The organism is Streptomyces atratus (genome assembly GCF_040655115.1).
In the GTDB taxonomy this organism is placed as follows: Bacteria; Actinomycetota; Actinomycetes; order Streptomycetales; family Streptomycetaceae; genus Streptomyces; species Streptomyces atratus_D.
Genome location: NZ_JBFAJH010000001.1, coordinates 277,829 through 292,978 on the forward strand (window position 1 = coordinate 277,829; position 15,150 = coordinate 292,978).

The 15,150-nt window shown below is 71.2% G+C and carries 11 protein-coding genes; 4 read left to right on the forward strand and 7 right to left on the reverse strand.

From position 1 onward, the window contains the following. The first annotated feature begins 172 nt into the window (after positions 1-172). On the forward strand, positions 173-502 hold the full coding sequence (locus tag AB0I23_RS01325) for a hypothetical protein (RefSeq protein WP_037689321.1): 330 nt from the start codon (positions 173-175) through the stop codon (positions 500-502). Between the two features lie 21 nt (positions 503-523). On the opposite strand, the gene AB0I23_RS01330 is transcribed toward AB0I23_RS01325, so the two are convergent. From AB0I23_RS01330 to mce, 7 genes are all read right to left on the reverse strand, one after another. Next, a complete protein-coding gene (locus AB0I23_RS01330) occupies positions 524-1,399 on the reverse strand; it encodes an ABC transporter permease subunit (protein WP_359105713.1) in 876 nt (291 codons plus the stop codon). Then, entirely contained in the window at positions 1,396-2,538 is a 1,143-nt protein-coding gene (locus AB0I23_RS01335; RefSeq protein WP_359105716.1) for an ABC transporter ATP-binding protein, read from the reverse strand. Before AB0I23_RS01335 ends, AB0I23_RS01330 begins: the two co-directional genes overlap by 4 nt. A 156-nt stretch (positions 2,539-2,694) precedes the next feature. Continuing rightward, entirely contained in the window at positions 2,695-3,474 is a 780-nt protein-coding gene (locus tag AB0I23_RS01340; protein WP_359105719.1) for an ABC transporter permease subunit, read from the reverse strand. Between the two features lie 5 nt (positions 3,475-3,479). Next, positions 3,480-4,493, reverse strand: coding sequence for an ABC transporter ATP-binding protein (locus AB0I23_RS01345; protein WP_359105722.1), 1,014 nt, complete (start codon positions 4,491-4,493; stop codon positions 3,480-3,482). Positions 4,494-4,579: 86 nt separating this feature from the next. Next, complete coding sequence (locus tag AB0I23_RS01350; RefSeq protein ID WP_359105725.1) at positions 4,580-5,518, reverse strand: cellulose-binding protein; 939 nt, start codon at positions 5,516-5,518, stop codon at positions 4,580-4,582. Positions 5,519-5,703: 185 nt separating this feature from the next. After that, positions 5,704-9,534, reverse strand: coding sequence for a polarized growth protein Scy (scy, locus tag AB0I23_RS01355; protein ID WP_359105728.1), 3,831 nt, complete (start codon positions 9,532-9,534; stop codon positions 5,704-5,706). Positions 9,535-9,699: 165 nt separating this feature from the next. Next, a complete protein-coding gene (gene mce / locus AB0I23_RS01360) occupies positions 9,700-10,128 on the reverse strand; it encodes a methylmalonyl-CoA epimerase (protein ID WP_359105730.1) in 429 nt (142 codons plus the stop codon). A 135-nt stretch (positions 10,129-10,263) separates the two neighbouring features. Between mce and AB0I23_RS01365 the strand changes: the two genes are divergently transcribed. The 3 genes from AB0I23_RS01365 (at position 10,264) to AB0I23_RS01375 (ending at position 15,136) form a co-directional block, all read left to right on the forward strand. After that, entirely contained in the window at positions 10,264-11,466 is a 1,203-nt protein-coding gene (locus AB0I23_RS01365) for an acetyl-CoA C-acetyltransferase (protein ID WP_359105732.1), read from the forward strand. A 41-nt stretch (positions 11,467-11,507) separates the two neighbouring features. Next, positions 11,508-12,467, forward strand: coding sequence for a methylmalonyl Co-A mutase-associated GTPase MeaB (meaB, locus tag AB0I23_RS01370; protein WP_359105735.1), 960 nt, complete (start codon positions 11,508-11,510; stop codon positions 12,465-12,467). 167 nt (positions 12,468-12,634) lie between these two features. Beyond that, positions 12,635-15,136, forward strand: coding sequence for a protein kinase domain-containing protein (locus AB0I23_RS01375; protein ID WP_359105738.1), 2,502 nt, complete (start codon positions 12,635-12,637; stop codon positions 15,134-15,136). Positions 15,137-15,150: the final 14 nt, after the last annotated feature.

A 15,150-nucleotide genomic window follows, 5' to 3' on the forward strand; every position in this document is an offset into this window, starting at 1 on the left:
CGGCTCTCCCCTACTGGCAACAACGTCGGACACGTGCCAAAGGCACGGTCCGCGGAGAAGTTGTTGCGATTTTCCGGTAACCCGTCCCGTCCCGGGCCGTACCGGACGCCTGCCCCGGCCGAATGGCCCTACGCTTGACGGGAACTGCCCAACCTGCCCCGTGAGGTGTCACGTGTCCCCGCGCCGTAACCGTCCCCGAGGCGGCGAGAGTCCCACCGACAGCGCGAGCGGGTCGGGGGAGCGCTACGGCGGGGGCGGGCGCGCCGAGGAGTGGCAGGGCGAGCAGTGGTCGGTGCGCCCGGTCAGCGGCGCGAGCGCGGCGGGCAAGCGGTACCGCTGCCCCGGCTGCGACCAGGAGATCCCGTCCGGCGTACCGCACCTCGTCGCCTGGTCCGAGTACGGCGGGATCGACGACCGAAGGCACTGGCACAAGGCGTGCTGGAACGCGAAGGACCGCCGCACCACGAGGGTGCAGCGGTCCAGGAACGCGCCGCGCTACTGAGCTCCGCCGGCCGGGGACCGGTCAGACGTCGCGGCTCTCCAGTGACGCGAAGGCACCGATCATGGCCACGGCCGTGACGCCGATCATGATCCACAGCGGCTCCCAGCCGGACGGCCCCGACGTGGAGACCGAGGCGTCGTACAGCCCGCCGAGCTGGCTGGGGATCGAGTACTCGAAGAGGGCCTTCTGCACGTCGGCGAGCGACTGCGAAAACATGAACATGGCCAGCACCAGCGGCAGCAGTACCACCGCGATCATGATCGTGATCGCGCCGGCGGAGTGCCGGATGAGGGCGCCGACCGCGAGCGACAGCAGTCCCAGGGTCGCGATGTAGAGACCGACGCCGACCGTGGCGCGCAGCCAGTCGTCACCGCTCGCGGTACCGCCGTCCAGGATGGCCGTCTGCAGCGCGGCGACGAGCGTGGTCATCACGGTCGTGATGGTGAAGGTGAGCAGGAAGAAGACGATCGCCTTCGCGCTCAGCACCCGGGCGCGGCTGGGGCAGGCCGTCAGCGTGGTACGGATCAGGCCGGTGCCGTACTCGGTGGCGATGGTCATCACGCCGAGTGTGATGACACAGATCGAACCGAGGAGCACGCCGAAGAAGCCGAAGCTGAGCACCTTGGTTGAGCCGATCTCGGAGCCGGACGTGTTGACGGCGACGGCCGACAGCAGTCCGATGCCGAGCAGCAGCACGATCATGACGCCGAGCGTCCACATCGTGGAGCGCACGGAGCGGATCTTGGTCCACTCGGAGGCGAGCGCGTCGGCGAAGGTGGCGCGGCGCTGCGAGATGGGCGAGGTGTACAGACCGGCGGGCGCCGGTGCCCAGTTCTGCTGCGGGTACTGCTGCGCCTGCTGCTGGTACGGCGCCTGCGGGGTCGGCGGCGTTGTCATCGGGCGTCCTCGCTGGTGTCGCGCTCGGTCAGGTCTGCGGGGCCGGCCGCGGGCGCGGCGGGTGCGGGCGCGGCCGGGGCGGCTACGGGTGGTGCCGCGTACGGGTTCTGTCCCGGCGGCGGCGGGGCGTACCAGCCCTGCTGCGGCACCTCCGGGACGGTCGGCAGCGGCGGTGCGTATCCGCCGCCCGGCACGGGCTGCTGCAGCCCGGCCTTCTGGTCCACCGTCGAGCGGTAGTCCACGGCGCCCTGCGTCATCCGCATGTACGCCTCCTCCAGCGAGGCCTGGTGCGGTGAGAGCTCCCACAGCCGCACATCCGCCCCGTGCGCCAGGTCACTGATCCGCGGCAGCTGCAGTCCGGTGACCCGCAGGGCCCCGTCCGGCTCCGACATGACCTGGCCGCCCGCCTCGGTGAGCGCGGCGGTCAGCTTCTCCCGCTGCTCGGGCTGCTCATCCGGCACCCGTACCCGAGCGAAATCGGCCGAGTTGGCGGAGATGAAGTCGTTGACGCTCATATCGGCGAGCAATTGCCCGCGCCCGATCACGATCAGATGATCGGCGGTGAGCGCCATCTCGCTCATCAGATGGCTGGAAACGAAGACCGTACGGCCCTCGGACGCCAGCAGGCGCATCAGATTGCGGACCCAGAGGATGCCCTCCGGGTCGAGACCGTTGACCGGCTCGTCGAAGAGCAGCACCTGCGGGTCGCCCAGCAGCGCCGCCGCGATCCCGAGCCGCTGCCCCATGCCGAGCGAGAAGCCCTTGGAGCGCTTCCTCGCGACATCCTGCAGGCCGACGACGCCGAGCACCTCGTCGACCCGGGCGGCCGGGATACCGGCGAGCTGCGCCAGAGAGAGCAGGTGGTTACGGGCGCTGCGGCCTCCGTGCACGGCCTTGGCATCCAGCAGCGCACCCACCTGGCGCGGCGCGTTCGGCAGGCTGCGGAAGGGATGCCCGCCGATCGTCACATGGCCGGACGTCGGTCGGTCCAGGCCGAGCATCATGCGCATCGTGGTGGACTTGCCCGACCCGTTGGGACCGAGGAATCCGGTGACGGCACCGGGCCGCACCTGGAAGGAAAGGTTGTGCACGGCCGTCTTCGCGCCGTAGCGCTTGGTCAGGCCGACTGCCTCGATCATGCTCCAGCCCCATCGACTTATCTGTCGTCGGGGCCCAGGCCGTCAGGCCGCACGCCCCCGTAAGAGTTAGGAGGATATCCAGGACTTGACGGTTCCGGCCAAGCCGTTACCAGGGCGCGCCGTCCTCGTGACGGACCGAACCGGATTTCGCGGGTGTTATGCGTCCCGCTTCCTGAGCACGAGGTACCCGCCGATCAGCGCGGCCACCACCCACGCGGCCAGAATGCCGAGCCCGCCCCACGGCCCGTACGGCGCCGGGTTGCTGTTCATGGCGGCCGGAACCACCTGCATGATCCTGGAGCCCGCCTGGTCGGGGAAGTAGCGGGCCACGTTCTTGGCGCCCGGGACCGCCGACAGGATCTGCGAGACGAGGAAGAAGAACGGCATCAGGATGCCGAGCGACAGCATGGAACTGCGCAGCATCGTCGCCACACCCATGGAGAAGATCGCGATCAGCCCCATGTAGACGCCGCCGCCGAAGACCGCACGCAGGACGTTGTCCGCACCGATGTCCGTGCGGTGGTCGCCGAGGAAGGCCTGGCCGAGGAAGAACGTGGCGAAGCTGGTGGCCAGCCCGACCACCAGCGACAGCACACCGGCGACCAGGATCTTGCTGAAGAGGAACGAACCGCGCTGCGGCACGGCCGCCAGCGAGGTACGGATCATGCCGGAGCTGTACTCCGTACCGACCACCAGGACACCGAAGACGACCATCGCGAGCTGACCGAGGATCATCCCGGAGAAGCTGAGGAGGGCCGGGTCGAAGGTGGCCTGCTCCGCCAAGGGGAGTTCGTCGAACTGTGAGTTCATCAGTGCGCAGAGTGCCGCGCTCATCGCCACGGTGACGGCGAACGCGGAGATCAGGGTCCAGGTGGTCGAGGAGACCGTACGGATCTTGGTCCACTCGGAGTTCAGCACCGCGGGTACCGATGCCATCGTCGTCACGCCCCCTTTCCGGGGCCGGAGGTGCCGGACGTGAGGTCGTCGGACCGCTGGTTCCACTGTTCGCCCCACCGCGGGCCCGCGGGCGGTGGCGGCCACCCGGCGTGGTCCGCATGGGCGTGGTACTCCACGGAGTCCGCCGTCATCTGCATGAACGCCTCCTCCAGCGAGGCCCGCTGGGAGCTCAGCTCATGCAGCACGATCTGGTGCTGCGCGGCCAGCTCCCCGAGCTGTTCGCCGGTGGCGCCGTCGATCTCCAGCACACCGCTCCCCGATTCGACCGCGACGATGCCCGCCTCGTGCAGCACATCGCGCAGCCGTTCCTGCTGCGGGGAGCGCATCCGCACGTAACTGCGGGAATTCTGGTGGATGAAGTCGGCCATCGAGGTGTCGGCGAGCAGTCGGCCCTGGCCGATGACGATCAAGTGTTCGGCGGTGAGCGCCATTTCGCTCATCAGATGCGAGGAGACGAAGATCGTCCGGCCCTCCGCCGCGAGCGTCTTCATCAGATTGCGGATCCAGTGAATTCCCTCGGGGTCCAGACCGTTGACGGGCTCGTCGAACATCAGGATCTCGGGGTCACCGAGCAGCGCGGCCGCGATTCCGAGCCGCTGTCCCATTCCGAGGGAGAACGACTTGGACTTCTTCTTCGCCACCGCGCTCAGACCGACGGTGTCGAGGACTTCCGGGACGCGGCTCTCCGGGATGCGATTGCTCTGCGCGAGACAGAGCAGATTGTTGTACGCGCTGCGTCCCCCGTGCATCGACTTGGCATCGAGCAGCGCACCGATGTGCTTCAGCGGCTCCGACAGCTCACGGTAGTGCTTGCCGTCGATCCGCACCGATCCGCTGGTCGGGTTGTCGAGACCGAGCATCATCCGCATCGTGGTGGACTTGCCCGCCCCGTTCGGGCCCAGAAAACCCGTCACCATTCCAGGTCTGACCTGACAGGAAAGGTGGTCGACGGCAACCTTGTCACCGAAGCGCTTGGTGAGGCCATCAAGCTCGATCATGCGTTCACGCTAGAACGGCCACGCGCCCGGCGCCACCACAAGGGCGGAACCGGGCGCGCAAAGGGTACAGCTGAGGTACCGCGGCGTCAGCGGGTCTGCTGAGCCGGGACCCCACGGGTGACCGGCTCGTCGTCCACCGGCGAACTCGCGGCGGCCACCGCGGCACCGGTCAGCGTCGCCAGCATCTCGCGGACGTTGGTCAGCTGCGCGTTGATGGAGTCGCGGCGGTTGGTGAGCGCCGCCAGCTCGCGCTCCGATTCGCTGCGGATCCGGTCGGCCTTGGCGTTCGCGTCGGCCACGATGTCCTCGGACTGGCGCTGCGCGGTCTCCACGGTCTGACGCGCCCGGCGCTCGGCGTCCGTACGGAGCTTCTCGGCCTCCAGGCGGAGCTGCTCGGCGCGGTGCTCGATCTCGGCGAGGCGCTTCTCGGCCTTGGCCTGACGGGACGCGAGGTCGCGCTCCGACTGGTCGCGGCGCTTGGCCAGGTTGGTCTCGAAGTCCGCGGCGGCCTGGGCGGCCTTGGCGCGAGTCTCCTCGAAGAGGGCGTCGGCCTCCTCGCGCTTCTGTGCCGCGTCCTTCTGGGCCTCGGTACGCAGCGCGTTGGCCTCACCCTTGGCCTTCTCGACGATGCGGACGCCCTCGTCCTCGGCCTTCGCCTTGCGCTCGGCGGCGAACGACTCGGCGTCGTTGCGCACCTGCTGGGCGGCCGACTCGGCGAGTTCGCGGTGCTGCTCGGCGGCCCGACGGGCCTCCTCGCGCAGATCCTTCGCCTCCTCCTCGGCGAGGCGGAGAATCTTCTCCACACGCGCACCGAGACCCGCGTACGACGGCTCCGCGTCGTTCACCTGGGCCTGGGCGTTCTGCGTTTCGAGGTGGAGCTCCTCGATGCGCTTTTCCAGAGACGTGATACGGGTCAGAGCACTATCACGGTCGGCGACGAGCTTGGTAATGCGGTCATCCACCTGACCGCGGTCGTAACCACGCCGTACGAGCTCGAAGCCGAAGGGGGAGGAAGGGTCACTCATGGGGTTCCTGTCGAAGTAAGACCGGTGAGGTGATAGAGGGAATCCTAGGCGCCCGAGCGGCGTGTCATCGAGTGGATGCCCGTTTGATCTGGAGAATGACACCCCTTTTGGGTGGCAAGCCCCCTGAACCCTTGCCACTCGGAGGGTTGAACGTCCCTGTCGAAGCACGTGACACGGTCGGTCGACTACCTCTCGGACGACTTGCCACTCGATCGAGTGCCTGCCGAGGCTCCGGCTTTGACGCCGCCGCTGGACCCACCGCCCGCACCCTTCCCGCCGGCCGTCGGCGCCTCGAAGGACTCCAACGCCTCCAGTACATCCTGGACACGGGAGATCTCCGTGTTGATGTCCTCGCGCCGGCGCACCAGGACGTCGAGCTCGCGCCGCCCCTCGTCGACCGTCCGCTTCGCCTCCTGCTCGGCGTCGGCCCGCAGCTTCTCGGCCTCGCGGACCATGGTGGCCTTCTTCTGCTCGGCCTCCTTCAGCAGCGACTCGGCCCGCTTCACCGCGGCGATCCGGACCTTGCTCGCCTCCGAATTCGCCTCCGCCAGCAGCTCCTTCGCCTTCGCCGCGGCCTCCTCGCGCTGCTCGGTCGCCGCCTTCATCAGCTTGTCGACGCGCTCGCCCGCCGTCCTCATCTGCTCGGAGGTCTCCCGCCGGGCCCGGTCGTGCAGCTGCTCGATCTCGCTCTCCAGACGCGCCCGGAGCTCCTCCGCCCGCTCCCGAATGGCCGTGGCGTCCCGGCGCGCACCGACCAGCAGCTCGTCCGCGTCCGTGCGCGCCCGCTCCACCAGGGTGTTGCCCTCGACGGTCGCCTCGGAGGTGATCCGCACGGCCTCCTTGCGGGCCACGCCGACCATCGTGTCGGCCTGCTCCTCGGCCTCGGTGGCGGCGCGCAGCGCCTCCTCCTGGGCCTTGTTCATGAGCTGGTCGGCCTGCTCGGCTGCGTCCGCACGGCGCTTCGCCGCCGCCTCGCGCGCCTCGTCGAGCAGCCGGTCCGCCTCCGCGCGGGCCTCGCCGCGCAGCTGCTCGGCCGCCGCCTCCGCGTCGGTGCGCACCCGCTCCGACTCCTCGCGGGTGCGTGCCGCGTGCTCCTGCGCGGAGCCGACAGTGGCCGTTGCCTCCGCGCGCAGCCGCTCCGCCTCGTCGGTCGCCTCGCCGAGGAGCTGGTCGGCCCGGGCCGTGGCGTCGCTGACGAGGGTCGTCGCCTGTTGCGTCGTCTCGGTACGGATCCGCTCGCTCTCGCCCGTCGCCTCGCCGATCAGCCGGTCGGCCTGCGCCGCGGCGTCCGAACGCATCCGGTTGGCGTCCTCGCGGGCCTCCGCACGACTGCGGGAGGCGTCCTGCTCGGCCGAGGCCAGCGCGTCCGAAGCCTCGGTGCGCATCCGCTGGCTGTACTCCGCGGTGTCCGCGCGCAGCCGCTCCGACTCGGTGATCGCGTCGCTGACGGTCCGTTCGGCCATTGCCTTGGCGGCCTCGGACTCCTCCCGCGCCTCCTGGCGGATCCGGCTCGCGTCCTCGCTCGCCCGCTCCCGCTCCGCGTACGCGTCGGCGCGGACCCGGTCCGCCTCCTCCTGCGCCTCGGCCTTCGTCCGCTCCGCCACGTGCTCGGCGGTGGAACGCAGCCCGGCGATCTCGGCCTCGGCCTGCTCCTGGAGTCCGGAGACCGCGTCCCGTACCTGCTGGGCCGTCTGCTCGGCCGCGGAGACCATCTCGGTCGCCCGCGCGTCCGCCTCCTCGACCAGCCGGTGCGCCTCGGCCTGCGCCTCCTCGACCCGCTTGCGGGCGGAGGCGAGCAGCTCCTCGCTCTGCTCGCGGGCGCGCTCGCGCTCCAGGTTCGCCTCGGTGCGCGCCGCGTCGAGGGTCTCCTCCGCCTCGCGGCGGCGCCGGTTCGCCTCCTCCTGCGCGGCGGCCAGCGCCTCGGCGGCCTCGGTGCCCACGCGGTCGGCGGCGGCCGCGGCCTCGGCCCGCACCCGGTCGGCGCTGTCCTGGGCCTCGGACTTGAGCCGTTCCGCCTCGGCGGCCGCCTCGCTGCGCAGCCGAACGGCGACGGACTCGCCCTCGGCACGCGACTGCGACGCATCCGCCGCGGCCTCGTCGCGCAGCCGCTCGGCCTCGGCCTCCACCTGCGTCTGCAGGGCGCGCAGCCGCTCGGCGGCCTCCGCGCGCAGCCGCTCGGACTCCTCGTTCGTCTCGAGACGGATCCGCTCCGCCTCGGCGCGCGCCTCCGCCAGCGCCTGTTCGGCGGCGGTGACCCGGGTCTCGGCCTCGGTGTGCAGCCGGGTCAGCTCGTCGGCGGCCTCGGACTGCCGGGCGGCGACCGCACGGTCGGTCTCCTCCCGGAGCTCGGCCGCCGCCTGCTCGGCCGCGGCCGTGGTGGACTCCGCCTGCTCCTCGGACTCGGTACGCAGCCGGTCGGCCTCGGCACGGGCCCGCTCCAGCGCTTCCTCGGCCTGGTTGCGCAGGGCCGTGGCGCGCTCGACGGCCTCGGTACGGACCCGGTCGCTCTCGGTGCTCGCGGCGGTCCGCAGCTCGACGGCGTCCGCCTTCGCCTTGGACAGCAGCTCTTCGGCGGTCTTCGCGCCCTCCTCGATCTGCTGGACGGCCTCGCGGCGGGCCTCGCCCCTGATCCGCTCGCCCTCGGCGACCGCCTCGGAGCGCAGCTGCTCGGCCTCCCCGCGCAGCCTGCGGGCCTCCTCCTGCAGCTCGACGGTCCTGGCCCGGTACTCCTCGGTGTCGTCCTTGGCCGCGCCCTTGAGCTGGTCGGCCTGTTCGGCGGCCTCGCCGCGCAGCCGGTCCGCCTCGGCCTCCGCCTCGCGGCGGATCCGGTCGGCCTCCTCGCTCGCCGCCTTCGTGGTCGACCGTGCGTCCTCGGACGCCTTGGTCAGCACCTCCTCGGCGGTCCTGGCCGCCTTGGCGAGCTGGGCCGCGGTGTCCTCGACCGCCGCCGTGCGGGCCTTCTCCGTCGCCTCGGCCTTGATCCGGTCCGCCTCGGCGCGGGCGTCGGCGAGCGCCTGCTCGGCCTCCGCCTTCAGCGCCTCGGCGTCCTTCGTGGCCTCGCCGACAAGCCGGGCGATCTCCGACTTGGCCGTACGGGTGCGCTGCTCGTTCTGCGACTCGGCGCCGGCCAGCCGCTTGACCGCGGCCTCCTTCGCCTCGGCGAGGACCTTCTCCGCCTCCAGGCGCGCCTCGCGCAGCTGCGTCTCGGCCTCCTGCATGCGCTGCTCGGCGGCCCGGTTCAGCTCGGCGGTCCGCTGCCGGGTCTGCTCGGTCTCCGCGGTCGTCGACGTACGCAGCTGTTCGGCGTGGCTGGTGGCCTCCTGCGCCTGGCTGGAGGCGGCGCCCAGCAGCCGCTCGGCGTCCTTGCGGGCGCGCAGCAGGATCGCTTCGGCCTCGGAACGGGCGGACTCGGCCTCGGAGCCGAGCCGCCGCCGGGTCTCGTCGGCGAGCCGCGCGGTCTCGGCGCGGGCGGCCGCCAGGGACTGCTCGGCCTCGGCCCGGGACTCGTCGAGCAGCCGGCGGGCCTGGGACTCGGTCCTGGCCCGGAGCTGCTCGGCCCAGGCGACGTTCTCGTTGACATGCGACTCGACGGTCTGGCGGCGCTCCGCCAGCTCCTGGTCGAGACGCTGTCGTCGCTGCACGGCCTCGTTGTGCAGCTCGGCCTGCAGCCGTGCCTGGTGCTCGGCGTGCTCCTGCAGGATCCGCTGCGTCTGCGCCCGGGCGTCACGGAGCTCGCGCTCGGCGTCGGCGCGCAGCTGCTCGGCCTGGATCTGGGCATTACGGAGAAGCTGTTCGGCCTGGTAGCCGATGTCCGCGCTGTCGTAGGCGGGACGGGTCGCGAGATTGCGCCGAGCCTCGTGCAGCTTGGCGCGCAAGACCTCGACCTGGTAACCGAGGTCCTCGGCGTGCTGGACGGCCTTCTCCCGGTCGGTCTTCAGCCGGTCCATCTTGGCTTCGAACCGAGAGAGATGGTCGTCTTCAGCTCGGTGGCTCTCCTGGCGTTCGTAGCCCCGCACTGCGCGGTCCCATCCGTCCCCTGGTCGCAACTCTCCAAACGAGTACCGCTCGCCGGCGAACGGTCCCCCGGGGAATGGTGACAGATCAACGGCTGAGGACGCGGCGCGGCCCCGACCCGGCCCCGGCCCGGAACCGCCCACTCTACCGGGCCGGGTATCCGGAGGTCAGTGCTCCGCTGCGGACGTGACCAGTTCGGTGAGAACGCCGTGGCAGTCCTTGGGGTGCAGGAAGGTGATCCGCGACCCCATCGACCCGGTCCTGGGTTCGTCGTACAGCACCCTGACCCCCTTGGAACGGATGTCCGCGGCGTCCGCGTCGACGTCTGCGGTGCCGAAGGCGATGTGGTGGACCCCCTCGCCGTTCTTGGCCAGCCATTTCCCGACCGCCGAGTCCTCGCGGGTGGGTTCCAGGAGCTGGAGGTACGAGGCACCGCCGTCCGAGGTCTCGTTGATCTTGAGCATGGCCTCGCGTACGCCCTGCTCCTCGTTGACCTCGGAGTGGAAGACTTCGAAGCCATAGGTCGAGCGGTAGAACTCGACAGTCCTGTCGAGGTCGGAACAGGCGATCCCGATGTGGTCGATTCGCGTCAGCATGGACAACAGTGGAGCGCTCCACCGATGGTTACGCAACGTGCGCGCGATCACACCCGCTGCAGGATGACGGGCGGGGTACCGCTCAGTACATTCGAGTAAACCCTCGTTCACATCTAATCCAAGGGGCCGTGCCTCATGTCTGGAACGACCGGTACCACCTCAGTGATCGTCGCGGGCGCCCGTACGCCCATGGGCCGTCTTCTCGGCTCCCTGAAGAGCTTCTCCGGAGCCGATCTCGGCGGCTTCGCCATCAGGGCCGCCCTGGACCGGGCCGGCATCGGCGGCGACCAGGTCGACTACGTGATCATGGGTCAGGTGCTCCAGGCCGGGGCGGGGCAGATCCCGGCACGCCAGGCCGCGGTCAAGGCCGGTATCCCGATGAACGTTCCCGCGCTCACCGTCAACAAGGTCTGCCTCTCCGGCCTCGACGCGATCGCCCTGGCCGACCAGTTGATCCGCGCGGGTGAATTCGACGTCGTCGTCGCCGGTGGCCAGGAATCCATGACCAACGCCCCGCACCTGCTCCCGAAGTCCCGCGAGGGCTACAAGTACGGCGCGATCGAGATGCTCGACTCGATGGCGTACGACGGTCTGACCGACGCCTACGAGAACATCCCGATGGGCGAGTCCACCGAGAAGCACAACACCCGCCTCGGTCTGAGCCGCGCCGACCAGGACGAGATCGGCGCCCTGTCCCACCAGCGCGCCGCCGCCGCCCAGAAGAACGGTCTCTTCGAGGCCGAGATCACCCCGGTCGAGATCCCGCAGCGCAAGGGCGACCCGATCCTCTTCTCCAAGGACGAGGGCATCCGCGCCGAGACGACCGTCGAGTCCCTCGGCAAGCTCCGCCCGGCCTTCACCAAGGACGGCACGATCACCGCGGGCACCTCCTCGCAGATCTCCGACGGCGCCGCCGCGGTCGTCGTGATGAGCAAGGCCAAGGCCGAGGAGCTGGGCCTGGACTGGATCGCCGAGATCGGCGCCCACGGCAATGTGGCGGGCCCGGACAACTCGCTCCAGTCGCAGCCGTCCAACGCGATCAAGCACGCGCTGAAGAAGGACGGCCTGAGCGTCGAGGACCTCGACCTCATCGAGATCAACGAGGCGTTCGCGGCCGTCGCCGTCCAGTCGATGAAGGACCTGGGCGTCTCCCCGGAAAAGGTGAACGTCAACGGCGGCGCCATCGCGCTCGGCCACCCGATCGGGATGTCCGGCGCCCGCGTGGTCCTGCACCTGGCGCTGGAGCTGAAGCGGCGCGGGGGCGGCACGGGTGCGGCCGCACTGTGCGGTGGCGGCGGTCAGGGCGACGCGCTGATCATCCGCGTCCCGGGCAAGTAGTCCTCGTAACGTACGCACAGAGCGATTCGAACGGAGCGGTGATGGTGGACGTCCCCACCTTGGTCGAGCAGGCCCGCGAGGGCCGGCCGCGGGCCGTGGCCCGGCTCATCTCCCTGGTGGAGGGGGCGTCGCCGCAGTTGCGCGAGGTGATGGCGGCCCTCGCGCCCCTGGCCGGGAACGCGTACGTCGTCGGGCTCACCGGTTCACCGGGTGTCGGCAAGTCGACCTCGACCTCGGCGCTCGTCTCGGCGTACCGGCGGGCCGGCAAGCGGGTCGGCGTCCTCGCAGTCGATCCGTCGTCGCCGTTCTCCGGCGGCGCGCTCCTCGGCGACCGCGTCCGGATGTCGGAGCATGCCTCCGACCCCGGCGTCTACATCCGCTCCATGGCCACCCGCGGACACCTGGGCGGCCTCGCGTGGTCGGCACCGCAGGCGATCCGGGTGCTGGACGCGGCGGGCTGCGACGTGATCCTGGTGGAGACGGTCGGCGTCGGTCAGTCGGAGGTGGAGATCGCGTCCCAGGCCGACACCTCGGTGGTGCTCCTCGCGCCCGGCATGGGCGACGGCATCCAGGCGGCGAAGGCCGGAATCCTGGAGATCGGCGATGTGTACGTCGTCAACAAGGCCGACCGGGAGGGCGCGGACGCCACCGCGCGCGAGCTCAACCACATGCTCGGGCTCGGGGAGTCCCGCGGCCCCGGCGACTGGCGGCCGCCGATCGTGAAGACGGTCGCCGCCCGGGGCGAGGGCATCGACGAGGTCGTCGAGGCCCTGGAGAAGCACCGGGCGTGGATGGAGGAGCACGGAGTGCTCGCCGAGCGGCGCATGGCCCGCGCGGCCCACGAGGTCGAGACGATCGCCGTCACGCGGCTGCGTGAGCGCATCGGCGATCTGCACGGCGACCGCCACATCGGCGCGCTGGCCGAACGCATCGTGGCGGGCCGCCTGGACCCGTACGCGGCGGCGGACGAGCTGGTGGCGGGGATCACGGGCGAGTCCTGACAGACGGGTACCGACGGGCGGGGGGCGGCGTGCGGGCCGCCCCCCGCCCGCTCGCCCTCGTCAGCCGTTCGGGTGAGTCGTCCGCATCGCTGCCCCGTGCGGGCCGTGATCGGCGCATGGCAGGATGACGTACCAGACGTGTCATGCACACCGGGGGGAAGCGACACATGCTGGGGCCGCTGCGTGGGGACTCGCCCGGACGGATCGGACCGTACGAGATTCGGGCCCGGCTCGGCGCGGGCGGTATGGGAGAAGTCTTCCTCGGAGACCGGGGAGACGGCGGGGATCCCGTCGCCGTCAAGACGGTGCGCCGCGATGTGGCGCGGGATCCCGGCTTCCGTCACCGCTTCCGCCGCGAGATCGCGGTCGCCCGCTCCGTCACCAGCCCCTTCCTCGCCCCGCTGCTCGACGGGGACGCAGACGCCGAAGTCCCCTGGCTGGCCACCGGATATGTGGCCGGACCGACCCTGTCCGCCGCGGTCCGCCGGGACGGTGCGATGGACGAGGGCGAGGTGCGGATGCTCGGCGCCGGGCTGGCCCGCGCGCTCGCGGCGGTCCATGCGGCCGGGGTCGTGCACCGGGATGTGAAGCCCGGCAATGTGATGCTCGCCGAGGACGGTCCGCGGGTCATCGACTTCGGGATCGCGCGGGACGGCAGCGCCGCCCCGCTGACCACCACCGGCCGGATGGTCGGCAGCCCCTCCTTCATGTCCCCGGAACACGTGGCGGGCAGCGGGCGCGTCACCTTCGCCTCCGACGTCTTCTGTCTCGCTTCCGTGCTCTGCTTCGCCGCTACCGGCCGCGATCCCTTCGGCGACGGGCCGGTCGCCGCCGTGCTGTACCGGGTCAAGTACGTCGAGGCCGATCTCGAAGGCGTGCCGGACGCGCTGCGCGCCGTTCTCGCCGACTGCCTGACCGCCGAGCCCGCCGACCGCCCGACCGCCGCCGAACTCGCCGAGCGGCTCGCCCCGGGCGCGGCGCGGCAGTGGCCCGAGACGGTGCGGCAGCACATCGCCGAGTACGGCAGGGAACTGGCCCGGGTCCGCGCCCTCGACGGACCGTTGCTTCCCGGCTGCACGCCGACCGAGGCGGCCACCGGCAGCCGGGCGCTGATCCATCAACTTCCGACCCAGGGAACTGATTTCGCTCCCGGTCTGCATGCCGCGCCTACGCAGGGCCCCGGACTCCCCACGCCGGAACCACCCCGACGCAGCCGCCGCGCCCTGGTGGCCGCTCTGGTGGCACTGGTCCTCGCGGGTGCGGCGACAGGCGCGATCCTGGCCCTGCGCAACAACGACGGTGGCAAGGACACCGCTTCTTCCGGGGTGAGTTCGCCCGCGACCGTCGCCATGGTCGCCGGAGTGGACGAGGACGGTGGACCGGACGGCTCGGGCACGGTTGCGTACGGCCGACAGGTCCGTCCCGCGGGATGGAAGCCCTGGCGGGGGAAGTTCACCAAGGCTCCGCTGGGCTGCACGGCGGGCAACCGCGTGGTCGTGTGCCGGATGGTGGACGGCACCTATGAGGCACTGTCGGCAGCCGACGGCAGGCATGTGTGGTCCCGGGACACGGGGGAGACCGGACTGTCCGCCGGTTACGGGCCGCGCGGCCAGTTCTTCATGCCCGCGGGTGCCACCCGTCCCGCCGTTTTTGGCGACACGGTCGTGATCGTCGCGGCGCAGCGGGTGCAGGTCCTGGACGCCAGGACCGGCAAGGTCCGCTGGGACGCGCGGGCCGGCGGGGCCTATACGCCGGAGAGCAAGCCGCTGGTCGCCGACGGCATGGTCTTCGTCGCGTCGCTGCAACTGCCCGAAGGCACAGAGCTCCTGGCGTACGACCTGCGGACCGGGACCGAGAAGTGGCGTGCACCGCTGGCCAAGAAGGAGCTGGCCTTTTTCGAGAAGCGCAACTACTGGCCGCTCGCCGCCCAGGGCGGGGCGCTCTACGCCCTGACATCGGATGGTGTGAGGGCCTATCGGATCAAGGACGGCACAGTGCTCGGCACGGCCGCCGGACGGACTGCGCAGATCACCGGTGACCGGATTCCCGACAGCGGGTGCGGCTCCGTCAGAGTGCGCGGATCCGCGGTCTTCTGCCCGACCTACGTGTCCACCGGTGAACGCGGCGACTTCCGGGACGACCTGACCCTTCTGCGCCTGAAGGGACCGGGGCTGGGCGAGCCGGACGAATACCGGCTGCCCAAGGAATCCGTCGCCGACACGCTGCTGGGCGCGGTCGCCGACAACGTCGTGACCTTGCGGCGGCAGTCGCTCAAAGCCACCGACAGGGCCGGTGCCGCCCAGCCGGAGTTGATGGTGGTCGGCGGGGCGGACGGGAGCGCCGTCGGCCGGTACCCGCTGAAACTGTCGGCGCCGGGCGGCCGTTCGAACCCCACCTCCGCCCCCATGATCGTGGCGGGCCGGGTGGTGTGGGCGGACAGCTCCGCGCTGTACACCGTGCCGCTCGGCAGGGACGGCAGGCCGGGAGCGGTCCGCCGGACGGTGCTCGACGGGGCGCCGGGCCCGACGGTCGCGCCGGCGTACGACGCCGTCACGAACGGCGTGGACTTCGAGAAGGAGCTGCTCGACCCGGTCCTCCTGCCGGTCGGCGGCGTGGTGCACGTGATCTACGACCAGGGCATGGCGGTCTCCGTGCCGCTGCCCGAATGAGCCGTCCCCGGGTG

Excerpts from the sequence above, each read along its gene's own strand:
- AB0I23_RS01350 (WP_359105725.1), bottom strand. The coding sequence starts at position 5,518 with ATGAGTGACCCTTCCTCCCCCTTCGGCTTCGAGCTCGTACGGCGTGGT.
- AB0I23_RS01365 (WP_359105732.1), top strand. The coding sequence starts at position 10,264 with ATGTCTGGAACGACCGGTACCACCTCAGTGATCGTCGCGGGCGCCCGT.
- AB0I23_RS01345 (WP_359105722.1), bottom strand. The coding sequence starts at position 4,493 with ATGATCGAGCTTGATGGCCTCACCAAGCGCTTCGGTGACAAGGTTGCC.
- meaB (WP_359105735.1), top strand. The coding sequence starts at position 11,508 with ATGGTGGACGTCCCCACCTTGGTCGAGCAGGCCCGCGAGGGCCGGCCG.
- AB0I23_RS01335 (WP_359105716.1), bottom strand. The coding sequence starts at position 2,538 with ATGATCGAGGCAGTCGGCCTGACCAAGCGCTACGGCGCGAAGACGGCC.
- AB0I23_RS01330 (WP_359105713.1), bottom strand. The coding sequence starts at position 1,399 with ATGACAACGCCGCCGACCCCGCAGGCGCCGTACCAGCAGCAGGCGCAG.
- mce (WP_359105730.1), bottom strand. The coding sequence starts at position 10,128 with ATGCTGACGCGAATCGACCACATCGGGATCGCCTGTTCCGACCTCGAC.
- AB0I23_RS01340 (WP_359105719.1), bottom strand. The coding sequence starts at position 3,474 with ATGGCATCGGTACCCGCGGTGCTGAACTCCGAGTGGACCAAGATCCGT.
- AB0I23_RS01375 (WP_359105738.1), top strand. The coding sequence starts at position 12,635 with ATGCTGGGGCCGCTGCGTGGGGACTCGCCCGGACGGATCGGACCGTAC.